Annotated in this window: 17 protein-coding genes; 12 read left to right on the plus strand and 5 right to left on the minus strand. The window is 64.1% G+C overall.

Annotated elements, in window-relative coordinates; all coding sequences use genetic code 11:
• The first annotated feature begins 104 nt into the window (after positions 1 to 104).
• The 4 genes from FAY22_RS07550 (at position 105) to FAY22_RS07565 (ending at position 5,227) form a co-directional block, all read left to right on the plus strand.
• A complete protein-coding gene (locus tag FAY22_RS07550; RefSeq protein WP_146329639.1) occupies positions 105 to 1,466 on the plus strand; it encodes an MBL fold metallo-hydrolase RNA specificity domain-containing protein in 1,362 nt (453 codons plus the stop codon).
• A complete protein-coding gene (locus FAY22_RS07555; protein WP_146329640.1) occupies positions 1,463 to 3,007 on the plus strand; it encodes a thymidine phosphorylase family protein in 1,545 nt (514 codons plus the stop codon). Before FAY22_RS07550 ends, FAY22_RS07555 begins: the two co-directional genes overlap by 4 nt.
• Before the next feature lie 70 nt (positions 3,008 to 3,077).
• On the plus strand, positions 3,078 to 3,983 hold the full coding sequence (locus FAY22_RS07560) for a ribose-phosphate pyrophosphokinase (RefSeq protein WP_146329641.1): 906 nt from the start codon (positions 3,078 to 3,080) through the stop codon (positions 3,981 to 3,983).
• Positions 3,984 to 4,273: 290 nt separating this feature from the next.
• Positions 4,274 to 5,227: an AAA family ATPase gene (locus FAY22_RS07565; RefSeq protein WP_146329642.1), complete on the plus strand. Its 954-nt coding sequence runs from the start codon at positions 4,274 to 4,276 to the stop codon at positions 5,225 to 5,227.
• Position 5,228: 1 nt separating this feature from the next.
• On the opposite strand, the gene FAY22_RS07570 is transcribed toward FAY22_RS07565, so the two are convergent.
• Positions 5,229 to 6,206 (minus strand): tyrosine-type recombinase/integrase, encoded by a 978-nt coding sequence (locus tag FAY22_RS07570; RefSeq protein WP_146329643.1) that lies wholly within the window; start codon positions 6,204 to 6,206, stop codon positions 5,229 to 5,231.
• Between the two features lie 408 nt (positions 6,207 to 6,614).
• On the opposite strand from FAY22_RS07570, the gene bamE reads away from it, so the two are divergent.
• Entirely contained in the window at positions 6,615 to 7,118 is a 504-nt protein-coding gene (gene bamE, locus FAY22_RS07575; protein WP_146329644.1) for an outer membrane protein assembly factor BamE, read from the plus strand.
• Between the two features lie 164 nt (positions 7,119 to 7,282).
• Positions 7,283 to 7,660, plus strand: a complete 378-nt coding sequence (locus tag FAY22_RS07580; RefSeq protein WP_146329645.1) for a hypothetical protein — start codon at positions 7,283 to 7,285, stop codon at positions 7,658 to 7,660.
• Between the two features lie 67 nt (positions 7,661 to 7,727).
• Here FAY22_RS07580 and FAY22_RS07585 read toward each other — a convergent pair whose 3' ends face one another.
• From FAY22_RS07585 to FAY22_RS07595, 3 genes are all read right to left on the minus strand, one after another.
• Positions 7,728 to 8,819 (minus strand): alpha/beta fold hydrolase, encoded by a 1,092-nt coding sequence (locus FAY22_RS07585; RefSeq protein WP_146329646.1) that lies wholly within the window; start codon positions 8,817 to 8,819, stop codon positions 7,728 to 7,730.
• Between the two features lie 111 nt (positions 8,820 to 8,930).
• On the minus strand, positions 8,931 to 9,395 hold the full coding sequence (locus FAY22_RS07590) for a DUF1854 domain-containing protein (RefSeq protein WP_146329647.1): 465 nt from the start codon (positions 9,393 to 9,395) through the stop codon (positions 8,931 to 8,933).
• Entirely contained in the window at positions 9,392 to 11,659 is a 2,268-nt protein-coding gene (locus FAY22_RS07595) for an ABC transporter ATP-binding protein (protein WP_146329648.1), read from the minus strand. The genes FAY22_RS07590 and FAY22_RS07595 overlap by 4 nt, the downstream gene beginning before the upstream one ends.
• 282 nt (positions 11,660 to 11,941) lie before the next feature.
• Here FAY22_RS07595 and cphA (FAY22_RS07600) point away from each other — a divergent pair, with 282 nt between their 5' ends.
• The 6 genes from cphA (FAY22_RS07600) (at position 11,942) to FAY22_RS07625 (ending at position 22,644) form a co-directional block, all read left to right on the plus strand.
• Positions 11,942 to 14,116: a cyanophycin synthetase gene (cphA, locus tag FAY22_RS07600; protein ID WP_146329649.1), complete on the plus strand. Its 2,175-nt coding sequence runs from the start codon at positions 11,942 to 11,944 to the stop codon at positions 14,114 to 14,116.
• A 56-nt stretch (positions 14,117 to 14,172) separates the two neighbouring features.
• Positions 14,173 to 16,746: a cyanophycin synthetase gene (cphA, locus tag FAY22_RS07605; protein WP_146329650.1), complete on the plus strand. Its 2,574-nt coding sequence runs from the start codon at positions 14,173 to 14,175 to the stop codon at positions 16,744 to 16,746.
• 183 nt (positions 16,747 to 16,929) lie between these two features.
• Complete coding sequence (locus FAY22_RS07610) at positions 16,930 to 17,436, plus strand: glycine zipper 2TM domain-containing protein (protein WP_146329651.1); 507 nt, start codon at positions 16,930 to 16,932, stop codon at positions 17,434 to 17,436.
• 146 nt (positions 17,437 to 17,582) lie between these two features.
• The gene (locus tag FAY22_RS07615; RefSeq protein WP_146329652.1) at positions 17,583 to 18,338 is read left to right on the plus strand and encodes a hypothetical protein; all 756 of its coding nucleotides are present in this window, start codon (positions 17,583 to 17,585) and stop codon (positions 18,336 to 18,338) included.
• A 225-nt stretch (positions 18,339 to 18,563) separates the two neighbouring features.
• Positions 18,564 to 21,314, plus strand: a complete 2,751-nt coding sequence (locus FAY22_RS07620; protein ID WP_146329653.1) for an ATP-binding protein — start codon at positions 18,564 to 18,566, stop codon at positions 21,312 to 21,314.
• A 61-nt stretch (positions 21,315 to 21,375) separates the two neighbouring features.
• Entirely contained in the window at positions 21,376 to 22,644 is a 1,269-nt protein-coding gene (locus FAY22_RS07625) for a branched-chain amino acid ABC transporter substrate-binding protein (RefSeq protein WP_210411910.1), read from the plus strand.
• A 58-nt stretch (positions 22,645 to 22,702) separates the two neighbouring features.
• Here the strand turns inward: FAY22_RS07625 and FAY22_RS07630 are convergent, their stop codons facing one another.
• Positions 22,703 to 24,619, minus strand: a complete 1,917-nt coding sequence (locus FAY22_RS07630; RefSeq protein ID WP_146329654.1) for an AAA family ATPase — start codon at positions 24,617 to 24,619, stop codon at positions 22,703 to 22,705.
• Positions 24,620 to 24,816: the final 197 nt, after the last annotated feature.

The raw sequence follows: 24,816 nt of genomic DNA on the forward strand, positions 1-24,816 counted from the left end.
ATCAATGGCGGAAATTTTGGGATTTACGATAGTGTGAGCAGACATGTTTCCCTATGCTATTAAGATGTAATACGCGGCGGAAAACCGCAAATGAAAGGCATCACATGCAGGTTCAGTTTCTCGGTGCAACAGGGACCGTTACCGGATCGAAATATCTTGTCAACGCGGGCCGGAAGAAAATTCTCGTCGACTGCGGGCTCTTCCAGGGCTACAAACAGCTCAGGCTGCGCAACTGGGCGCATTTGCCGGTCTCGCCTGCGGCAATCGATGCAGTCGTGCTGACCCATGCCCACCTCGACCATAGCGGATACATTCCGCTGCTGGTAAAAAGCGGCTTCAAGGGAAAGATTTACTGCAGCGAAGCGACGTATGACCTGTGCAAGATATTGCTGCCGGACAGCGGGCATCTGTTGGAGGAGGAAGCCGCCTATGCCGAGCGGCACGGCTTTTCCAAGCACAAACCGGCGCTGCCGCTTTATACGCAGGATGACGCGCGGCATTCGCTGCATTTCTTCGCGCCAGTAAAGTTCGATCAGCGCTTCAATCCGATCGACGGCCTGACTGGGCGATTGATTCATGCCGGTCATATCCTCGGTGCCGGCATCCTGACGCTCGACAATGGCGCAACCACGGTGACTTTTTCCGGCGATCTCGGGCGTCCGAACGATCCGGTCATGCTGCCGCCGGCATACATCGAACGATCTGATTATCTTGTGGTGGAATCGACATACGGCAACCGGCGCCACGATCCAGCGGACCCGATGATCATTCTTGGCAACACGATCAGGGAGACTGTTGCGCGTGGCGGTGTCGTCGTGATCCCATCGTTTGCCGTCGGGCGCGCCCAGGAGCTGATGTATTACCTGCACCAGCTCAAGCAGTCGGGCGCCATTCCGCGCCTGTTGCCCGTCTATCTGAACAGTCCGATGGCGGTCGATGCCACCGTGTTATATCGGAAACATCGTAGCGATCACCGCCTGGATATCGAGCAGTGCACAGCCATGTGCCAGGCGGCGAAAATCGTCAACAGCGTCGAGGAATCAATCGCATTGAATCAGCAACGGATGCCGATGGTTATCATCGCCGCCAGTGGCATGGCGACCGGCGGCCGCGTATTGCATCACCTCAAGGCATTTGCGTCCGACCCGCGCAACACTATCCTGTTTGCCGGATTCCAGGCCGGCGGTACGCGCGGCGCAGCCATGGTGGCGGGCGCCGAAGCGATCAAGATCCACGGTGAATACGTGCCGCTGCGGGCGCAGGTGGTCCAGATCGAAAACCTGTCGGCGCACGCGGATGGCGAGGAAATCCTGGCCTGGCTATCGCACTTCCAGCGACCGCCGCGCAAGACCTTTATCACGCACGGGGAGCCGGATGCCGCCGACGCATTGCGCAGGAGCATCGAGGAACGCCTGCATTGGCAATGCGAGGTGCCGGAATATCTGTCCACGGCGGAGCTGACATGAGCGACAGGCATCATCCCGGCCAGAGCCCGCTTAACGGCCCGGCCCATGTGCTGCGCATGCGCCGCATCGGCATCGACACCTATCTCGAACCGGTCGTCTACATGCGCAGCGACTGCCACATATGCCGCTCGGAGGGTTTCGAGGCGCATTCCCGCATCGAGGTATGGCGCGGCGGGCAGCGTATCATCGCCACCCTCAACGTGGTCCATTCGCCGCTGCTGGCGCTCGATGAAGCAGGCTTGTCGGAAGCCGCCTGGCGCGCGCTGGGCGGCGTCGACGGCGAACAGATCAAGATATTCCATCCGCAGCCGGTGCAGTCGTTTTCTTATGTGCGCGGAAAAATCTTCGGCAAGCCGATTGACGCGGAGGGCGCCGGCGCGATCATGCGCGACATCGTCGACGGCCGCTATTCGGACATGGAAATGGCGGCGTTCATCGCCACCTGCGCCGGCAACCGCATGGATACCGAGGAAATCACGGCATTCACCCGCGCCATGATCAATGTCGGCAAGCGGCTCGAATGGGGCCGCCACCCGGTGGTGGACAAGCATTGCGTGGGCGGCCTGCCGGGCAACCGCACCACGCTGATCGTGGTGCCGATCGTCGCAGCCTGCGGCCTCACGATTCCCAAGACGTCGTCGCGCGCGATCACGTCGCCGGCCGGCAGCGCCGATACGATGGAAACGCTGGCGCCGGTGGCGCTCGACTTGGCCCGGATCAGGCGCGTGGTGGAACGGGAAAACGGTTGCATCGCGTGGGGCGGTGCGGTCAGCCTGAGCCCGGCCGACGACATCCTGATCCGGGTCGAGCGTCCGCTCGGCCTCGACAGCGACGGCCAGCTGGTGGCTTCGGTATTGTCCAAGAAGGCTGCGGCTGGCTCTACCCATGCGCTGATCGATATCCCGGTGGGGCCTACGGCGAAGGTGCGCTCGGCGCAGGCCGCGCAGCTGCTGGGCGAGCGCCTGATCGGGGTCGGGCGGGCGCTTGGCATCGAGGTGCAGACCATTGTGACCGACGGCCGGCAGCCGATCGGGCGCGGCATCGGGCCCGCGCTCGAAGCGCACGATGTGCTTGCGGTTTTGCAAAATCTTCCCGATGCGCCGGACGACTTGCGCCAGCGCGCGCTACTGCTGGCCGGCAAGGTACTTGAAATGGGCGGCAAGGCTCCGCCGGAAAAAGGCCTGGAGATGGCGCATGCCGCGCTGGCAAGCGGAGCGGCATGGAAAAAGTTCCAGGCAATCTGCGACGCGCAGGGCGGCATGCGTACGCCGCCCACGGCGGCGTACAAGTATGTGCTGGCCGCAACCGTGAACGGTCGCGTGATGGAAATCGACAACCGGCGCCTGGCACGCGCGGCCAAGCTCGCTGGCGCACCCAAGGCGCTTGCCGCCGGCATCGTGCTGCATGCCGCGCTCGATACGACGGTACAAGAAGGGCAGCCACTGCTGACCATTCATGCCGAATCGCCGGGCGAACTGGCCTACGCGAAAACCTACGTGCTGGCTGAAAAAGACATGATCTTGATTAACGAGGACCGATGAACATGCAATGTGATACCCATGCCTTGAATCCGCGCACCGGCGCCGCAACCCCGGACTGGGAGGGCAAGCGATGATCCCGATTCTTTTTGCCATGCCGGGCAACGAAGCCTTCGCGCTTCACCTGGACCGGGCGATGTCCTGCGAAGTCGGGCAGATGGACATGCGGCGCTTTCCGGACGGCGAAACCTATGTGCGCCTGTTATCTCCGGTGCGCGAGCGCGACGTGATCTTCGTCTGCACGCTGGACCGCCCGGACGAGAAAATGATGGCGCTCTACCTTGCCGCCCGCACCGCCCGCGAACTCGGCGCACGCAGAATCGGCCTGATCGCGCCCTATTTGGCCTACATGCGGCAGGATGCGCGATTCCAGGAGGGCGAGGGCGTCACTTCGGCGCATTTCGCCAGTTTCGTTTCCGATTTCTGCGACTGGCTGGTGACCGTCGATCCGCATCTGCACCGCCACCATCGGCTCAATGAAATCTACAGCATCCCCACCAAGGCGGTGCGGGCGGCGCCCCATATCGGTGAGTGGATCGCGGCCAACGTCGAGCAGCCTGTGATCGTCGGCCCTGATGCCGAAAGCGAACAGTGGGCGGCCAAGGTGGCGAAGTCGGTCGGCTGTCCTTACGCCGTCCTGAACAAGGTACGCAAAGGCGACAGCGACGTGGAGGTGTTCGCTCCCGAAAACAGCGCATGGCAGGGCGGCACGCCGGTGCTGGTGGATGATATCGCCTCGACCGCGCATACGATGATCGCGGCAGCGGACAAGCTCAAGACGGCAGGTCTGCCGCCTCCGGTGTGCATCGCGGTGCACCCGATCTTTGCCGGCAACGCATACGAGGAGCTGAGCGCGGCGGGCGTGGCGCGCGTCGTCAGCTGCAATACCATCGCGCATCCCTCCAACGGCATCGATATCAGCGAAGAGGTGGCCGTCGCGGCAGTCGAACTGATGGCGATCCTGCCGATTGAGCTTTAATGTTGTTGGCAGCCAGTGGCGCCGGCTGCCAACACGTGTATGTTTTTCGCTTAATTTCAGATACGAGGATTGACAGGAAAAATCGTTTTCGATGGAATGGTCAAAGCTGTTATGCGGGAGCATGTTTAACGGTTGGAACGAATTTTGCACCATGGCCCGTGTGTCGCAGTGAATGTTTCCGTGATTAAGTTTTTACGGGGAAATTCGATACCAGAAGAGGCGGGGCAAACGCGGTTGCAATGGCGGTACGTTCCGATCGTTCAGGCGGCAGGCAATTCAGGAGTTTCATCATGACGATCACACTGGCCCGATCCCATTCGGTCTACAGCACCAAGGACGTCGAATCGGCGCAGGAAAGGGCGCGTGCCCTGAACTCGCCCGAGCTGGAAGCCTTCTACGACAACATGCTGGCGCTGGGCGGAGAGCGCTTCGTGACCACGCCGTCGTCGACCGACGCGCTCGATCCGCTGTATGAAGATTGCCCGAACTTCGAGGAAGTGCTGGACGACTTGACGCGTTACGTCGGGTTGTCGCTGGCCGGCGGTGCGGGCGTCAACGTGATGCCTCTCCTGCTGCTGGGTGATCCGGGCGTGGGCAAGACCCATTTCGGCAAGCGGCTGGCGGCCGCACTGGGCACCGAATTCGAATTCATCGGCATGAATGCGCTGTCGGCCGGATTCGTCATCACTGGCAGTTCGTCGACCTGGAAGGGGGCGAAATGCGGCAAGGTGGCGGAACGCCTGGTGCGCGGCAAGTTCGCCAATCCTGTGGTGCTGCTCGACGAGGTGGAAAAGGCGACCGGCTCCACCCAGTCCGATCCGATGGCGGCCCTGTACCAATTGCTGGAACCGGAAACGTCGCGCGCCTTTCACGACGAATTCATCGATGTCGACCTCGACGCCAGCCAGGTGTTCTGGGTGCTGACGGCCAATAGCCTGGACGGCATTCCGCCCGCGCTGCTGAGCCGGATGGCAGTCTACGAAGTGCCTGCACCAAATGCGGAACAGGCGGCGGCCATCGCGCAGCGCGTGTACGGAGGGTTGCTGCGCGAGCTGAAATTGCAGAACATGGAGGCCGAATTGCGGGGCAAGGTGCTCGACAAGCTGTCGGAAATCTCGCCGCGCGAAATGCGCAAGGCCTTGCTGGATGGGCTGGGCTATGCCGTGGCCGCCGGCAGGACGGAGCTGTTGGCGGAGGATGTGCGTGTCAAGAGCGACAGCGGCAAGCGCAGGATCGGCTTCTGAATCATTCCGCCTCCACGCCCCCCGGATTCACCAGCAGCCGCTGGTAGCGCAGGGTCGACTTGAGTTCGACATGGCCGGCCCACTGCTGCACGACATCGACCGGCTTGTCCTTGGCAAGTTGGCGCATCAGGAAGGAATTGCGCAACACTTGCGGTCCGAAACCGCCGCGCGGTCGCAATGCTGCGCCATTCGACTTCAGCACCGCCTGCACCTTGCGGTACAGCGTGGCCGGCAGCATCCTGCCTCCCTTGCCCGACACGAAAACGGCACGTTCGCCGCGCAATGGCAGCGTCGCGCGCAGGGCCAGCCATGCACGCAGCGGCTCGCATGCGAACGGCGCGATGGGCGCTTTGCGTTCAGGAACCTTCCCGTGCGCCGCGACGTGGATGTAAGGCGGGGTGGCGTCGAGGATCAGCTGATCCATTTCCAGTCCGATCACTTCGCTGGCGTACAGGCCGGAACCGATGATCAGCACCATCATCGCCTGGTCGCGATATTCGCGCCAGGTGCGCGGCGGTTGCGCCAGCACGGCTGCGACGAATTTCTCGTCTTCCTGCGAAGCTAGCGTGCCGGGATTCTTCATGGGAGGCGGCCGGTAAAGCTTGTGCAGCGAGGCGCAGGGATTGCCGCCGCACCGCGCGCCTGTCTTCGTCAGGTGATCGAAGACCAGGCCAAGCAGCTTCAGGTAGCGCCGTCTGGTGGAGTCTTCCGCCGCGTGGCCGTTCTTGCTTTGCAAGCCGTCCAGGAACTGCGCCACCCGGTCGGCCTGGATCGAGCCGAGGTCAAGCCCGTGGGCGTCGAGAAAGTGAATGAAACGGCGCCACATAGCGCAATGCTGGCGCACAGAACGCTCCGCGTACAGGAAGCCGTTCGCATGAGGTATGCCGCGCTGCCAGTTTTCGAAGGCGGCGTGCGGGTTCTTCAGCCACAGCTCGGCGGAATCGATGCGGGGCAGATCGGCCAGCTCCAGTTGTTCCATGGGTGCTCCCGCTAAGGCGTGATTTCGTATGGAAACGTTCGGGCATGGCGCGCCGCACCATGCGCAAGTTCTAGGAGTGGCGGGACGCCGGAGTGGTTCAGTCGACAACGGAGGGGAGGACGGCGGGCAGGAGTTCGGTGCGCGAGCGGGTAAAAATGCAATATACCGATCTAGGCGATCGCCTCTTCAGGCTCGCAAGCACATTGTCGCCCGAGCCAACCTAAGGGCTCGGCTCTGGGGGGCTGGCGTTATACGGAACCGGTATATTGCATTTTTGCGTAAGACATCGGCGTTTTCTTCGCCGCCGGCGGCCGGCGTATGATAGTCATCTATGAACAGAGGCGCGGGCCGTGCGACGTATCGGCTCCCGTGCCGTCCCGGGTGCACAACCTTTTGAAGCCTATCGCCATGATCAGGATTTTCCGTTACCTGCTGCTGCTCGCAACCAGCCTGCTCGCGCTTGCCTGCGACAGGCAAGGCCGGCCAATCGAGGAATTCGGCCTGGAAAAGCTGGAAAAAGGCATTTCCACCGAAGGCGACGTGCGCGTCGTGATGGGCGAACCCGACACGGTGTGGGAAGAAAAAGACGGTACGCGCACGCTGGAATATCCGAAGGGGCCGGAGGGCGCCCGCACCTGGTTTTTCTACATCGGCCGGGACGGCAAGCTCCAAGACTACAGGCAGGTGCTGACCGACGAGAATTTCGCCCGCATTCGTGCCGGAATGAGCAAGGATGAGGTGCGGCATATGCTTGGACGACCGCGCACCGTTATGCAATTCAAGCTCAAGAACGAGGAAGTATGGGATTGGCGTTACCTGAGCAACCACGAAGCCCGCTTCTTCAACGTGCATTTCGACATAACGAGTGGCAAGGTTACCCGAACTTCCAGTTCAGATGCCATGCCAAATTGACGGCGCGGTGTGCGTCAAGTGACGCCAGGTTTGCCTTATCTCAACCAAAAATATGCAATATTGACGAAACCGAAACTTCAGCCGCGGGTCCTATTGCAAGAAGCGGTCATACCGGCGCTTGATTGCCAAGCGCTCGTTTTTCGAGCTTGCTTATGGAGAACACGATGAAGAAAACTTCTTTCACCCTCGGCATTTCCCTGTTGTCGCTCGCGTGCATCTCGTTTGCCGCGGAATCGCCCAAATCGGAGTTGCGCGAGAGCACTGACCCGGCGCGCGCTGCCGAAGTCGAGCGGCATGCCGCCGAGATCCAGGCACGGCAGCAGGGCAGCGACCAGACATCGGGTGAAAGCGGCACGGCCAGCGAAAAGCCGGCCAAGCGCATGCATTCGAAGAAATATGGCGCGCGTCATGGAAGCAAATCGTCCAAATCGGAATCGATGGGACATCGCTCCGATACTTCCGGCGCTTCTCCCGGCATGTCCGGCAGCGGATCGGGAGCCCGCAGCCGCGCCGAGCAGGGATCGGATTCCGGCAGCAAATAAGTATCGCCACCGGCATTCGTCCTACATTCATCAGGCAGAGGGGCGGCATTCGCCGCTCCTCTTTTGTTTACCGCCGCAGGCGCGCGCCGTTAGCGGCGATCCAGTCGAAAATCTCAGGCCACAGCTGGCCGTGCGCATTGCGTCCCACCAGCGCGCCGACATGCGCGAGCGCGATCCCCGTGTCGCCATGATAGGCCAGCAAGCGTTTCTCCTTGCTGGCGGTCGCGCGGTGGAAATCGATGATCGAGGCGGGGGGAATGATCAGGCTGCGCGGGTCGTAGACCGCGAGGAATGGCGCGGTGATGCTGGACGGACCGATGTCCTTGCCATGGACATGCAGGCGGCCTCGCATGAACCGGTCTTCGCGGTAGAGATGCTCGACGACCTGTTCGAACAGGCGGCGTGACATCGGCGCTTCGTCGAGCGTCCAGCGTTGCACTTTCCAATGTCCTTCCAGCTCCTCGGTGCAGCCCAGGCTGCGGATCAGGTCCGCATAGCGTTCGACCTGAAATGAGGTGGGCGAGGCGGTGATGCTCGCCTGTCCCAGCACGGAACCCGGCACGGTATCGAACCAGCGGGTGATCTCGGCGGCGCGCGGACCGAATGCAAGCAAGGGGCCGAAGGAGCCGGATGCCTCGCCAAAATGCAGCGGCGCTTCCACCGTCACCAGGCCGGCGACCCTGTCCGGCCGCAAGCCTGCATAAATCGCCGCAAATACTCCTCCCAGCGAGTGAGCGAGAAGAAAGACAGGCTGACCGGCCGATCCGGCGGACGAAGCAATCGCCTCGATGCAACGCTCGATGAGCGCATGGCCGTAATCCTCCAGTCCGTTCCCCGGGCCGCCATCGGCGCCGGGCGGATCGCTCCACTCGATCAGGTAGACCTGCATGCCGCGCGCAAGTGCGGCGCGCACGACGCTGTGGTCGGGCGACAGGTCCCAGATATAGGGGCGCTTGATGGGCGCGGGCACAATCAGCGCGACCGGCCGTGCCGCGTCGTCTCCATAGCGACGCAAGCGCATCCCGGCATGCGTCAATACCGTCCGGTACGGCGCCTCTTCCGGTCCCAGCCCCAGCCGCTCCAGTTCCAGGCCGCGCTGGCGCCGCAGCCGGTCCAGCGATTCGTACCACCAGCGGATGGCGTTTGTGGACGGATACATGGGATCGGTCTCCAGGCGATGGGCAATCGTCGTTTGCTAATGCCTGGTCAGATACGGTGGCGCTGGATTCGGTTCAATCGGCGCCGCGCCGCCACGCCGTCACGTGAGGCCTCAGAGGAAACGATCCAGCAGCTTGCGGCTGTGCTTGTCCAGGGCTTGCAGGTCCTTGACCAGGAACTGGATGCCGTTGCTGTCGGCAATCAGCAGCGTGACATGGGCGATGCGGCGGATATCTTCTTCGCCCTTGAGCACGAAGCTGGTATCGCCGCGGTCGGTCTCCACATCCCAGGTGCTGGGCGTGGCAAAGCTCGACACGCGGTGGATGCGCCGGATCTGCGGCAGGAATTCGCGGCTGGCGAGCTCTTCCTCCACCAGCTTGCGCGCGTCCGGCGGCAGCGCCGATCTGGATTCGATCCATGCCAGTTCGCGACCGTCGGCGTTGACCAGCGCCAGGCCCTCGTCGGGCGCGGCGATCGGAAAGGCGCGCACCGGCACCACGCCCTCATGCACTTCGCCGTCGTCCGCGGTGTAGACCAACCGGCCGAATGCGTTGCGTTGCAACTGAAAAGGCTTCATGCCGCCACCTCCTGTTCCGACGCTTCGCCAAGCACGGCTTCGTTCTCCGCCAGGCGCGCCTGCGCCTGGTGCAGCTGGTAATAATGGCCTTCGCGCGCCAGCAATTCCTCGTGATTGCCGACTTCGACGATCTGGCCGCGATCCAGCACCACCAGGCGCGAGGCGCGGCGCAGCGTCGACAGGCGGTGCGCGATAGCAATGGTGGTACGGCCGCGCACCAGGTTGTCCAGCGCTTTCTGGATTTCACGCTCGGTGGTGGTGTCGACCGACGAAGTCGCTTCGTCCAGGATCAGGATGTGCGGGTCGATCAGGAGCGCGCGCGCGATCGAGATGCGCTGGCGCTCGCCGCCGGACAGCGTCTGGCCGCGCTCGCCGACGAGCGAATCGTAGCCGTGCGGCAGGCGCAGGATGAATTCGTGCGCGTGCGCGGCGCGCGCGGCGGCGACGATTTCCTCGCGCGTGGCGTCCGGCTTGCCGTAAGCGATGTTTTCCGCGATGGTGCCGAAAAATAGGAAGGGCTCCTGCAGCACCAGGCCGATGTTGCGGCGATAGTCGGACACCGCGAACGAGCGGATGTCGGTGCCGTCCACCCGGATCGAGCCGTCGGCCACGTCATAGAAGCGGCAGATCAGGTTGACCAGCGTGCTCTTGCCCGAGCCGCTGTGGCCGACCAGGCCGATCATTTCGCCGGGTTCGATGGCAAGATCGACGCCGCGGATCACGGCGCGGTTACCGTAGCGGAAGCCGACATTGCGCAGCTCGATGCGTCCTTTCACGCTCGGCAGCGGCACCGGGTTAGCAGTCTCGGGGACGTTCGACACATGGTCGAGGATGTCGAAGATGCGCTTGGCGCCGGCGGCGGCCTTTTGCGTGACCGACACGATGCGGCTCATCGAGTCGAGCCGGGTATAGAAGCGGCTGATGTAGGCAATGAAGGCGGTCAGCACGCCGACGGTGATCTGGCCGTGCGAGAGCTGCCAGATGCCGACGCCCCATACCACCAGCAGGCCGATCTCGGTCAGCAGCGTGACGGTCGGCGAGAACAGCGACCAGACCTTGTTGACGCGGTCGTTCACCGCCAGGTTGTGCTGGTTCGCCTCGCGAAAGCGCGCCGCTTCCCGCTTTTCCTGGGCGAACGCCTTCACCACGCGGATGCCGGGGATGGTGTCTGCCAGCACGTTGGTCACTTCCGACCAGATGCGGTCGATCTTTTCGAAACCGTGGCGCAGCTTGTCGCGCACCACGTGGATCATCCAGGCGATGAAAGGCAAGGGCAGCAGCGTCACCAGCGCCAGCCAGGGGTTGATCGACACCAGGATCGCCGCCGTCATCACGATCATCAGCACGTCGGTGGCGAAGTCGAGCAGGTGCAGCGACAGGAACACGCAGATGCGGTCTGACTCCGAGCCGATGCGCGCCATCAGGTCGCCGGTGCGCTTGCCGCCGAAATATTCGAGCGACAGCTTCATCAAGTGCTCGTAGGTGGAGGTGCGCAGATCGGCGCCGATGCGCTCGGACACCAGCGCCAGGATGTAGGTCTTGGCCCAGCTTAGCGCCCACGCCAGCAAGGCCGAGGCCAGCAGCCCGGACAGGTAGAGCGCGGCCAGCCCGACATTGATCTCCTTGCCGTTCTGATAAGGAATCAGCACGTTATCCATCAGCGGCATCGACAGGTAGGGAGGCACCAGGTTGGCGGCGGTGGCGGCCAGCGTCAGCAGGAAGCCGGCCAGCAGCTGGCCCTGGTAGGGGCGGGCGAAGCGCCACAGGCGAAACAGGGTCCAGGTCGACGGCGGCGTATGGATTTCCTTGGTGCAGACCGGGCATTCCTCCTGGTCCGGCGGCAGCGCAGCCATGCAGCTCGGGCACAGCGCCTGCTCCGGCGGCGTGACCGGCGTGCCCGAAACGGCGGCGTCGCGTTGCGCGTCGAAGTGTTCGATCAGGCGCAATGCAGCCGGATTGCGGCCCAGCGTGTAGCGCCAGCCGGCCAGGCGCGCGTGCGCGTCGTGCAGTTCGAGCGTGCCGACGCCGGCATGGTCGTGATGCGCCAGTTCCAGGCCTTGGCGCAGCGGCCAGGATTGCCAGTCGTCTGCGCCCGGCGCCTTCGCCAGCAGGCGGCGCTCGGTGACGACAAGCAGACCGGCATTAAAATGCAATCGGGTGTCGAGGTCGAGTTCGAGGCAGGCGACGGCGGATTCGCCTTCGGCCAGTTGCGACTCCAGGCCGGGACGCCAGGACTCGGGAAGCGGATAATTGGATGACGACATTGAAAATTCGGTTTTCTTCGGCAGGGGGCGCAGCGCGCTGCAATGCCGTTTCCGGATCGCGCGGAACGCGGCGCAAGGCCGGAAGTATACGATATGGACAGCGAATGTTGCGGCTTTGAAGTGTTCTCTTTACGATCACATTAGGACGAACCAAGCGCAACATAGTATATTACTGCGCGGAAAATTTCTTTTGTTTCCGAGTAAACCCATTTTTCAAGCAGAGCGTTATCACGTTGTGTTTTTGAAATTTTGCATCTGCACGCACTGCCTGACAGCACCGACATGAATAAAAGATACATTGACATTATCAATGTGATATCGCTGCGCGGACCGAATATCTGGACCTACCGCCCGGTTCTCGAAGCCTGGGTCGATATCGGCGATCTGGAAGACGCGCCTTCCAATACCATTCCCGGCTTCTACGAGCGGCTGAACGCATGGCTGCCCGGCCTGATCGAGCACCGCTGCGGCATCGGCGAGCGCGGCGGCTTCCTGCTGCGCCTCAAGGAAGGCACCTGGCCCGGCCACATCCTGGAACACGTCACGATCGAACTGCAAAACCTGGCCGGCATGCAGACCGGGTTCGGCAAGGCGCGCCAGACATCGAAGCGCGGCGTGTACAAGGTCGCGGTCCGCTCCCGCAACGAACAGGTCAGCCGCACCGCGCTGTTCGCGGCACGCGACCTGGTGATGGCCGCGATCGACGACCAGCCGTTCGACGTGGCGGCGGTGGTGGAAAAGCTGCGCGACATGGTCGACTCGCTGTGCCTGGGACCCAGCACAGCCTGCATCGTCGACGCCGCCGCCGACCGCCGCATCCCGTCGATGCGCCTCAATGACGGCAACCTGGTCCAGCTCGGCTACGGCTCCCGCCAGCGCCGCATCTGGACAGCCGAGACCGACAAGACGCCGGCCATCGCCGAGAGCATTTCGAGCGACAAGGACCTGACCAAACGCCTGCTGTCGTCGTGCGGCGTGCCGGTGCCGGAAGGGCGCGCGGTCGATGGTCCCGACGACGCGTGGGAAGCGGCCAACGACATCGGCCTGCCGGTGGTGGTCAAGCCGTCCGACGGCAATCACGGGCGTGGCGTGTCGACCAACCTCACCACGCGCGAGGATATCGAGGCCGCCTACAAGCTGGCGATCGACGAAGGCAGCGAAGTCCTGGTCGAGCGTTTCGTGCCGGGCGACGAGCACCGGCTGCTGGTGGTCGGTGGACGCGTGGTGGCCGCCGCCAAGGGCGAGACCGCCTGGGTCACGGGCGACGGCGCATCGACTGTCGCACAATTGATCGACAGCCAGATCAATACCGACCCGCGCCGCGGCCTGACCGAGGAATTCCCGTTGAACCTGGTGCTGCTGGAGGAAGATCCGGCTGTGCGCCTGGAGCTGACGCGCCAGGGCTATTCGCCGGAATCCGTGCCGGAACAAGGCAAGCAGGTGCTGATCCAGCGTAACGGCAACGTCGCCTTCGACATCACCGAGCGGATTCATCCGCGGGTGGCTGCGGTCGCGGCTCTGGCCGCGCGCGTGGTCGGGCTCGACATCGCCGGGGTCGACCTGGTGGCGGAAGATATCGGCCGCCCGCTGGACGAGCAGCGCGGCGCCATCGTCGAAGTCAACGCCGGGCCGGGATTGCTGATGCATCTGAAGCCGGCTTCCGGCGAGCCGCGCCCGGTCGGGCGCGCCATCGTCGACCATCTGTTCGGCGACCAGGAAAGCGGGCGCATCCCGGTGGTCGGCGTGGCCGGCAGCCATGGCACGACCCTGGTCGCGCGGCTGGTCGGGCGCCTGCTGCACCTGCACGGCAAGTATGTCGGCGTGGCGTGCGGCGACGGCCTGTATGTCAACGAGCGCCGCATAGAAAAGGGCGATTGCGCGAACTGGCAATCGGGCAACCGGATATTGATGAACCGCGCTGTCGAAGCGGGGGTGTTTGAAAACGGCTGCCGCGCCATCCTTGCGGAAGGCTTGGCATACGACCGTTGCGTGGTGGGCGTCGTGACCGGTATTGATCCGGATGCGCTGCTGCCCGATTTCTATATCGACGATGCCGAGAAACTGGTCAACGTGATTCGCACGCAGGTCGATGTGGTCCTTCCTGACGGCGTGGCGGTGCTCAACGCCGGCGACGAACGGGTGGCGGAGCTGGCCTCGCTGTGCGACGGCGACGTGCTGTTCTTCGGCCAGCATCCCGACCTGCCGCGCCTGCAGGCGCATCGCCAGCAGGACGGACGCGCGGTTTACCTGCGCGACGGGCAGCTGATCATGGCGGTCGGCACGGAAGAGTCGGCGCTGTGCCGCATGGCCGACATTCCCATGGCTGCGGGCGACGCCGAGCGGCATCTGGAGGCCATCCTGGCTGCGGTTGGCGCGGCCTGGGCGCTGGGCTTGCCGGCGGACCTGATTCGCACGGGGCTGGAAACGTTCGACAACGGATTGGCCGCGGCCAAATAAAACAATTAGGAAAATCCCGGCCGCGGCAGCGGGCGGGCTAAGAAGGAAAGCTGTTCATGGAAATATCGCGGATCCGTGCGCTGCGCGGCCCAAACCTCTGGAGCCGGCATACGGCGATCGAAGCCATTGTCCGATGCGAGCCGGCCGAATGTTCGCTGGCCTCGATGCCGGGACTGGAAACCCGGTTGCGCGCGCGCTTCCCGGAAGTCGAGTTCCTGCCGCAGGCGGACAACCCGCAGCCGGCGTCGCTGGCCCATGCGCTTGAAAGCGCGGCGTTCTGCCTGCAGGCGCAGGCCGGCTGCAAGGTGGCGTTCAGCCGCACCGTGCAGACGGTCGAGCCGGGCGTGTACCAGGTCGTGGTCGAATACACCGAGGAAGCGGTCGGGCGCCTGGCGCTGGAGCTGGCCGAGGAGCTGTGCAAGAGCGCGATGGATGACCGTCCGTTCGACCTGGCGGGTAGCCTGGCGCGCCTGCGCGAGCTGGACGAGGATGTGCGCCTTGGTCCCTCCACCGGGTCGATCGTGGATGCGGCGCTCAAGCGCGGCATCCCGTACCGCCGCCTGACCGAAGGCAGCATGGTGCAGTTCGGATGGGGCAGCAAGCAGCGCCGCATCCAGGCCGCCGAGACCGACAGCACCAGCGCCATCGCCGAATCGATCGCGCAGGACAAGGAACTGACCAAGGCGCTGCTGGACGCGGCCGGGGTGCCGGTGCCGCGCGGGCGTTCCGTGGACGACGCGGAGCAGGCGTGGCAAGTCGCCAGCGAGCTGGGCGGCAGGGTGGTGGTCAAGCCACGCGACGGCAACCAGGGCAAGGGCATCACGGTCAACATCAGCACCCGCGAGGAAATCCTGACGGCGTATGCGGCCGCCAGCGAAATCAGCTCCGACGTGATCGTCGAGCGCTATCTGCCCGGGCACGACTTCCGTCTGTTGGTGGTCGGCAACAAGCTCGTGGCGGCGGCGCGGCGTGCACCGCCGCAAGTAATCGGCGACGGCATGCACAGCGTGCGCGAGCTGGTCGAACAGGTCAACCGCGACCCGCTTCGCGGCGACGGCCATGCGACCTCGCTGACCAAGATCCGGTTCGACGCGATCGCGCTGGCGACGCTGGCCAAGCAGGGCTATGACGCCGACAGCATCCCGTCCAAGGGCGTCAACATCATTCTGCGCAACAACGCCAATCTGTCCACCGGCGGCACCGCGACCGACGTCACCGATGACGTGCACCGCGAAGTGGCCGCGCGCGCGGTCGAGGCGGCGCAGATGGTCGGGCTCGACATCTGCGGCGTGGACGTGGTGTGCGAAAACGTCATCCAGCCGCTGGAAGCGCAGGGCGGCGGCATCGTCGAAGTCAACGCCGCGCCCGGCCTGCGCATGCACCTGCAGCCGTCGTTCGGCAAGGGCCGCGCGGTGGGCGACGCGATCATCTCGATGATGTATGCCGACGGCGACGACGGCCGCATTCCAGTGGTCGCCGTTTCCGGCACCAACGGCAAGACGACCACGACCCGCCTGATCGCCCATATCCTCGCCAGCAAGAAATTGCGGATCGGCATGACCGGCACCGACGGCGTCTACGTCCAGGGCGAGCGCATCGATACCGGCGACTGCAGCGGGCCGCGCAGCGCGCGCAACGTGCTGCTTCATCCCGACGTCGACGCCGCCGTCTTCGAGGTGGCGCGCGGCGGCGTATTGCGGGAAGGTCTCGGTTTCGACCGTTGCAACGTGGCTGTCGTCACCAACATCGGCGTGGGCGACCATTTGGGTCTCAACTACATTTCCACCGTGGAAGACCTGGCGGTGGTCAAGCGCGTGATCGTGCAAAATGTCGCATCGACCGGCACGGCGGTGCTCAACGCCGCCGATCCGATGGTGGCGGACATGGCCAAGGCGTGTCCGGGAACGGTCACCTTCTTCGCCGCTGACCGCCATCATCCCGTGATGGCGACCCATCGCGCCAAGGGGCTGCGCGTGGTCTTCCGCGACGGCGGGGATATCGTGGCGTCGCAAGGCGTCGAGCAGCAGCGCATTGCGCTGGCTGATATTCCGCTGACGCACAACGGTTCCATTGGCTTCCAAGTGGAAAATGCCATGGCGGCGGTTGGCGCGGCATGGGCACTCGGCGTCGACTGGGAAGTCATCCGCGCCGCACTCAAGACCTTCGTCAGCGATGCGCAAAGCGCGCCGGGGCGGTTCAACCTGTTTTCCTATCGCGGCGCCACCCTGATCGCCGACTACGGTCACAATCCGGACGCGATCGCCGCGCTGGTGGCGGCGGTGGAAGCGATGCCGGCGCAGCGCCGCTCGGTCGTCATCAGCGGCGCAGGCGACCGGCGCGACGAGGACTTGCGGCGCCAGACCGAGATCCTTGGCGAGGCGTTCGATCGCGTCGTGCTGTACCAGGACCAGTGCCAGCGCGGCCGGGCCGACGGCGAGGTGCTCGCGCTGCTGCGTGCCGGCCTGGCAGGCGCCAGCCGGGCGCGCGACGTGAAGGAAATCACCGGCGAATTCCTCGCCATCGATACCGCGCTGGCGGACCTGCAGGCAGGCGATCTGTGCCTGATCCTGATCGACCAGGTGGAAGAGGCGCTCGCGCATATCGCGAGCCGCGTCGCCGAAAGCGCATGAATCGGGGCGGCGGGCGCGGATCGCGGCCGCCGCCCCTCGTACGTGACGGCGCCGGTTTCATCCGGTTAACCGACACGATGACGGACGCGTAACGGACACAACTTGTTGCAATCCTTACCGGCTATTCGCAGTTTGGGCCGAGGGTTTGACGTTAAATAAGTACGTCATTCACCGAGGGTTGTCATGAAAAAATCTTTTGCTTTTGTCCTGGCGGCGGCCGGGTTTCTTGCCGCTTGTGCAAGTCCCGGTTATTACGGGCAGAACAACACAGCGCCATATCCGCCCGCATCTCCGTCCCCATCCTATCCCCAGGCTTACCCGCAGCCATATCCGCAGCCTTATCCGGCGACGTATTCCAATGCCTACGGCACGATCGAGTCGATCCGCGTCGGTCCTGCCGCGACCAGCGGCAGCGGCACGGGAGCGGTGGTCGGCGGCCTCGTCGGCGGCTTGCTGGGCAACCAGGTCGGCGGCGGCAACGGCCGCGCCGCCGCCACCATCGCGGGGGTGATAGGCGGCGCGATGGTGGGCGACCAGATCGAGCAGCGCAATGCACAAGCGCGCACCGCCTACCAGATCGGAGTGCGGCTCGACGGCGGCGGCTACCAGACCGTCACCCAAGACAGCGTGGCCGGTCTTCAGGTCGGCAACCGCGTGCGCATCGAGAACGAACGCGTCTATCGCAATTAGCGCATCGGCCCCACGCAGCCCGCCGCAGTCAAACGCCGCCTCACGCCGAACTGCCAGGGCTGCGGATAGTCGAATTGTCATCGAATCGCGGTTCTCGTGCGTATCCGGCTGGCGGAGGCGCGCCGAACTGCGCGAAGGAGGTTGAAGTGAGCATCCTTGACACGGTATTTCGGCGGCGCGAGCCTGCCGTCAAGTACCGCACCATCGACGGCGGCCATCCCGCGCCCTATCCCGACATGACAGACGAGCAGTTGTACAACTACGAAATGACCTTCAATGTCCCGAAAAAGACGTTCGACAAGCCGCCCGGCGGCCCTGCGGCGACCTCGGACGCAACCGGGGATGCGATCGGCGCCGGCGGCACGGTGCTGCATGGGCGCGCGGACGCGGGCGAACCGAATGTGACGGCATTGCGCACCGCCGGCAGGCAGAGCGCGACAGGCCGGGGGCAAGGGCGCACTCGCACGGGCAGTCCCCATGTCTCGCTCGCGCAGTCCGACAGCGACCCGGAGGTGACGCGCACGCTTGCTACCGAACGCATTGCGGCGGCGCAGCCGCCCGCGCCGCTCGACTTGTCCAAGCCGGTACGCACCATCACCACCAAGCAGCCGGTGGAAATCGTCACGACCAGGGCTCGCCATCCGCTGTTCAAGGTGCTCGGCTATATCGGCGACGATGAGGTGGTGACGATGTTTACGCTGGACGGGCAGATATCGGAAAACGGTCCCTGTTTCCTCGAGAACGTGCCGCAAAAACAATCTCTGTATGTCAACATCTATCCGAACCGTTCGTTCGGCGGGCGCGAGCGCTTCTTCCTGACGCAGCACGACTCGCGGGAAGCCGCGGATGCCGCAGCCACCGGCGAGCGCATCGCCTGTATTCCGCTGGAATTCGATTTGTAGGCATGAACTTTTTGCAAAAGATTTACTCTTGATCAGGAGTCGCAGCCCCGCGCGGGATGACGATGCAGAACGGCGCGTCGCTTATCCGGAGCCATGAATTGATTCCGGCGCCGCGCAGGAAAGGTGCCGGCTTTGCCGCTGATTGTGGCCGCAAGTCCGGTCGTAGCGGCCGACCGCATCCGCGGTCCCCCCCGGCCCGTCCATTTTCAAACAATAAAACAAGGCATGAAGACGGTACGCGGAGATGAAAAACTGGAGCGCGTGTTCTGTGGCGGCAGCAAAATGGCACGGCGCATGCGCGCGTTCGACTGGTCGCAAAGCGCGCTCGGACCCGTCGCCGGCTGGCCGCTGGGGTTGCGCGGGGCGCTCTCCATCATGTTCGGCAATCCGCATCCGATGGTGATCTGGTGGGGGCGCGACCTGATCCAGTTCTACAACGACCGCTATGCCGAACAGATGCTGGGCCCGGATCAGCCGTGGCCGCTGGGGCGCTCGGCGCGTGTCCTGCTCGCCGACGCGTGGCTCGACATCGGGCTGCGCGTCGAGTCCGTCATCCGCTGCGGCGAGGCTGCCGGCGACGAGGAATTGCCGCTCATTCTCGAACGCAAGGGATTCCTTGAAGAAACGTATCACAGCTTTGCATACGTCCCGTTGCCCGACGAATCCGGCAACGTCGGCGGGGTCGCCTGCCATGTCGTCGAACGCACGCAGCAGGTGCTGGGGCGACGACGGCGGCAAACGCTGCGCGAGCTGACGGCATGCGCCGGCCACGGAGATTCGTGTTCGGCGGCGGCGCTGCACGCCGCCAGCCGCATCCTCGCGTCGAATCCGCACGATGTTCCTTTCGCGCTGATCTACCTCAACGACAGCGAAAGCGGCGGCATCCGCCTGTGCGCGACGGCCGGACTGTCACCCGGCGCTCCCGGCGCGGCACCGCTGTTCGATCGCGACACGCTGGCCGCCGAGGCGGACGGCTGGTCGATCGGCAGGGTGATGGCGACCGGCCGCAGCGAGGTGGTTTCGCGGCTCGGCCGCCGCTTCGGTGCGCTGCCGGGCGGCGCCTGGCCGGAGCCGCCGCATTCCGCAGTGGTGATGCCGATCGGATCGTCGCAGGCATGCGGCGTGGCGGGCTTGTTGATCGGCGGCGTCAGTCCGCGCCGCGAGCTCGACGACGCCTACCTGGGATTCTACGGATGCGTTGCCGATGCGCTTGGCGAACTGGTTGCCGTGCCCGCACCGGCAGCGCATGCCGAGCCGGCCCCGGCACCGCCGCCGGCCCCGGGAGCGCAGGACGGGCACGAGGCCGCGGAACGCGCGCGCATCGAGGATGCCCTGCGCCGCAGCGAGGCGCAGCTCGCCATCGAACTGGCGAGCATGAGCCGGCTGCACGATCTCAGCTCTCGCCTGCTCGTCACCAGCGACATGCAATCGGCGCTGTGCGAAGTGCTCGACGCGGCGCTGCTGATGCTGGGAGCGGCGATGGGCAGCGTCCAGCTTTACCAGCCGTCGACCCACACCCTGGAAATCGTCGTGCAGCGCGGCTTTGATCCGGCCTATCTCGACCGCTTTCGCACGATAAGCGTGGACGAGAAATATGTATCCGCAGTCGCAGCGCGCAACCGGCAACGGATCGTGGTCGATGACTTGCACCTTCATCCGGATGGCTCCTCCTTGCGGGCCATGGCTTCGGCCGCCGGTTACCGCAGCATCCAGTCGACGCCGCTGGTGAGCCGCAACGGCAATTTGCTGGGCGTGCTGTCGACCCACTTCCGCCATGTCCACCGGCCGTCCGAGCGCGACTTGCGCATGCTGGACCTGTATGCGATCCAGGCGATCGACCAGATCGAGCGCATCCGCGCCGAAGAGGCGCTCAAGGAAGCGGACCGGCGCAAGGACGAGTTCATCGCGACGCTGGCGCACGAGCTGCGCAATCCGCTGGCGCCGATCCGCAACGCGATCGGAATGATGCAGGTGGCGGCGGAGCGGGGCGGCCTCGCGCGGCTGCAGCAGATGATGGAGCGTCAGGCGGATCACATGGTGCGGCTGGTGGACGACCTGATGGAGGTGTCGCGCATCACGACCGGCAAGATCGAGCTGCGCCGCAGCTTGCTGCGGCTCGCCGACGTGCTCGACGGGGCGGTCGACACGAGCATGCCGCACATCGACCAGGCGCGCCACCGCCTGAGCGTGTCGATCGCGCCAGAGGAAATGCTGCTGGAGGGCGATCCGGTACGCCTGGAGCAGGTGTTCGCCAATCTGCTCAACAATGCCGCGAAATACACGGAAGACGAAGGTCGCATCTGGCTCAGCGCATGGCGCGAAGGCGGCGTGGCGACGATCGAGGTGCGCGACAGCGGGCTCGGCATTCCTTCCGACATGCTGCCGCACGTGTTCGACATCTTTGCCCAGGCGGGCGACGCGGCCAGGCGCTGGCAGGGCGGCATCGGGATCGGCCTCTACCTGGTGCGGCGCCTGGTCGAAATGCATGGCGGCAGCGTCGACGCCAGCAGCGCCGGCCCGGGCAAGGGCAGCCGCTTCGTGGTGCGCTTGCCGCTGGTCGAAGGCTGTCTCTTCCGGCCCGCCCCGGGACAAGCGGAGCCGAAGGCCGCGCCATTGCGCCGCAAGCGCGTCCTGATCGTCGATGACAATCACGATGCGGCCGAAAGCCTGGCCATGCTGCTGGAACACTTTGGCGCCGAGCCCCGGGTGGCGCATGACGGTCCAGCGGCCCTGCAGGCGCTCGAAACGGACTGCCCGGAAGCGGTGCTTCTTGATATCGGCATGCCCGGCATGAATGGCTACGACGTGGCGCGGCGTATCCGGCAGCAGCCACGCTTCGATGGGCTGCTGCTGATCGCGCTGAGCGGCTGGGGCGGCGAGGAAGACCGGCGGCGCTCCAAGGATTGCGGCTTCGATCATCACCTGGTCAAGCCGGTCGACATCAACGCGCTGCGCGCCCTGCTGGATGCGCACTGAAGCCGCCGCGCCGCAGTCCTGATCTGTGTATCATTCGGCCTTTCGAACAGGACAATACCGAATGAACATCAAGCCTCTATTTGCCATGGCGCTCCTTGCGCTGGGCACCGGTGCCGACGCGGGCAGTGCCGAGCCGATCCGGATCGGCATGATCGACGGTCTGTCCGGTCCCTTCGCCAACGCGGGGCAGGCAGTGGTGCGCAATCTGAGCTATGCCATCGAGCAGGTCAACGCGCGTGGCGGCGTGAAGCTGCCGGACGGACGCCATCCGCTGGAGCTGGTCACTTACGACAACAAGCAAGGCGTGGAAGAAGCGCTCACCGGGCTGCGCCATTTCGCCGACCGGCGCATCCGCATCATCGCACAGGGCAACAGCTCCGCGGTCGCCCTGGCGCTGAGCGAAGCGATCGACAAGCACAACAGCCGCACGCCGGAGCAGCGCATGCTGCTGCTGAACTATGCGGCGGTCGACCCGGCGCTGACCAACGAGAAATGCAGCTTCTGGCATTTCCGCTTCGACGCCAACTCCGACATGCGCATGCATGCGCTGACCGAAGTGATCAAGACCGACCGCAGCGCCAGGCGCGTCTACCTGATCGGCCAGGACTACAGCTTCGGCCAGCATCTGGCCCGGGTGGCTCGCGACCAGCTGGCAGCGAAGCGCCCGGATATCGCCGTCGTCGGCGACGATCTGCACCCGATCGGGAAAATCAAGGATTTCTCGCCTTACGTCGCCAAGATCCGGGCCAGCGGCGCCGACACCGTCGTCACCGGCAACTGGGGCAATGATCTCACCCTGCTGGTCAAGGCCGCGAAAGACGCCGGCCTGAACGTCAAGTTCTACACTTTCTACGGCAACAGCCTGGGGGCGCCGGCCGCCATCGGTGACGCCGGCGTAGGCCGCGTGCGGGCGGTGGCGGAATGGCACCCGAACGCCGGTCAGGACGCCGCCGATTCGGCCAGCGACGCCTATTACCGCGCGTTCCGGCGGCGCTATCCGCAGCCCGAGCAAGATTACCTCCATCTGCGCATGCATGTGATGATCGACATGCTGGCAAACGCGATCGAAAAGGCAGGAAGCGTGGACGCCGCGGCGGTGGCAAGGGCGCTCGAAGGCGCGAGCTTCCGCAACGCGTTTCACGAGGCCAGCATGCGCGCCGCCGATCACCAGCTGCAGCAGCCGCTGTACGTGTCGGTGATGCGCAAGTCGGGCGACGGCGGCGTGCAGTTCGATAACGAAGGCAGCGGCTACGGCTTCCGCACGGAGCGCTACCTGCCGGCATCGTTCTCGGCCTTGCCGACCAGCTGCAGAATGCAGCGGCCGCGCTAAGCAGGCGCGAAAAAAAGCCCCGTCGCAAAACGGGGCTTTTCACATGGCGCCGGACTGATTACGCGGCCTTCAGGCGCGGCTCGCTCATTTCTTGCAGCAGCTCGAACACTTCGTCCTTGGACAGCACGTAACGCTCCAGCAGCGTATCCTTCAGGTCGGCGATGGTGGACTTGTAACCCTTGATCGCTTCCAGCGTACGGGTGTACAGTTCGTCCGCCTTGGCTTCCACCTGCTTCAACGATTCCTCGTGCGACTCGCGGTGCAACTGGGTGTAGTCGAGCTTGGAGCGCGAGTACATCGACAGGCGGTTGACCATCAGGTCGAGCTTGGCGGTGACTTTCTGGATATCGTTCTGGCTGCCCACGGAAATGCCGCGCGCGCCATAGAACAGTTCTTCCGCCGCCACGCCGCCATAAAGCTGCATGATGTCCTGCTCCATTTCTTCCAGCGTCTGCAATGCCACATCGTCTCCGGACGACAGCACGTAGCCGAGCGCGCCGATCTTGGATACCGACTCGGTGCTGATCTTGAGCAGGTGCGACTTTTCCTTCACCTCGTCCCACGACATGCCTTCGCGCAGGTACGGATCGATCTGCATGAAGAAGTGGCCCAGTTCGTGCAATGCCACGCGCTCGCGCTGCTTGTTCATTTCCGCCGTGGTCGCGCGGTCCGTCATGCCGATGGTCGAGCGCTCGAAGGCACGGAACAGGACATCGGTCGTGATCAGGATCTTTTCCTGGATCGCGATCATGCTGGCGCGGTCGACCACGGTTTCCAGCAGCGCCGGACTCAGGTTGGCGGTGATTTCCGCCGCGTAGTCGAGGTTCAGGTGGGTCCAGTCGATGCAGGCCGGATCCTTCTTCGACAGGAAAACCTTCAGCAGTTCGCGTCGCTCCGACTTGTTCGGCAGGCGGAAGTTGATCTTCACCGAGAAGCGGCGCAGCATCGCCTCGTCCATCTGCGAATTCATGTCGTCGAAGTTCGACGCCACGACCCAGATCACGCCTTCGCCTTCATCGCTCTTGACGCCGTCCAGCAGCGACAGCAGGGTGTTGGCGGTGTCGTCTTCCCACTTCTTTTCGCCGCGGCCGCGCGGCATGAACAGGCTCTGCGCCTCGTCCAGGAAGATGATGCACTTGCCTTGCTTGCATGCCTTCTTGTAAATCGCGTTCAACGCCTTCGAGCCGCCGCCGACGAAGCCGGATTCCAGCGCCGAGCCGGAGGCGGTGATCAGCGGTACGTCGAGCTTCTTCGCCAGGTAGCCGGCCAGCTTGGTCTTGCCGGTACCGGCCGGGCCGGTCAGCATCACGTTGAACGGCTTGTCAATGTTGTGCGAACGGTAAACGTCGCGGTTGCGGATCATTTCTTCCAGGTGCGCGACTTCCTGCTTGATGTCTTCCATGCCGACCAGGTCGTCCATGCTGCCCTTGAGGTGCTCGGGCTTGATCATCGACGCCGGCGCACCGGTCATGCCCGGGATGCCTTTCTTCATGGCGAAAACAATAAACAGCAGCAGCACGATGCCGAAGGCATTGCGGGCGAGCAGGGTGCCCGCTTCGCTCCACATACCGCCTTGCTCGGCGTCATCTGCCAGCACCGACTTGTGGCTGTCGAGATATTCTTCCTTGGCAATCGCGTAGGGAATCGCGTTCTTCAGCAGCACCTCGCGCTCAAGGTTGGCGTGCGTCGTGCTTGGCACCTTGACCACATGGATCTGCGGCGCATCCTTGTACTTGATCACATAGCGCGGAAAATCCGACAGCGGCTTGGCCAGCAGCAGGTATTCCAGGCGAGCCTTGTTGGCGGCCAGATGCGTGATTTCGGAAATGTCCTGCGACTGCACTACCGGGCTGGTGTCGCGCAGGGCGATCGGCTTGTACGCAAATGCCACTGCGGCAGCCGCAATCAGCGCAATCAGCGCGGCACGCACGTAGTTGTTTTTTGAAATTTCGAAAAATTTTGAAAAATCAGGCATTAAGAAGTCCTTAACAATCAATTTGCTCATGCAACATCATGTTGCACGTATCGTTTCTGATCAGCACACATAGGACCAAGCCAAACGGGCAGAGTTGCCCCGGACAAAAAAAAATTTCGACTTTCCGATCATGTAAATGCCGAACGGTCAAGCTCGAAGTGCCATGTGCGGCAAAGAAGATGCTGAATGTGTAACGC

This window comes from Noviherbaspirillum sp. UKPF54 (assembly GCF_007874125.1).
Taxonomy (GTDB): Bacteria; Pseudomonadota; Gammaproteobacteria; order Burkholderiales; family Burkholderiaceae_D; genus Noviherbaspirillum.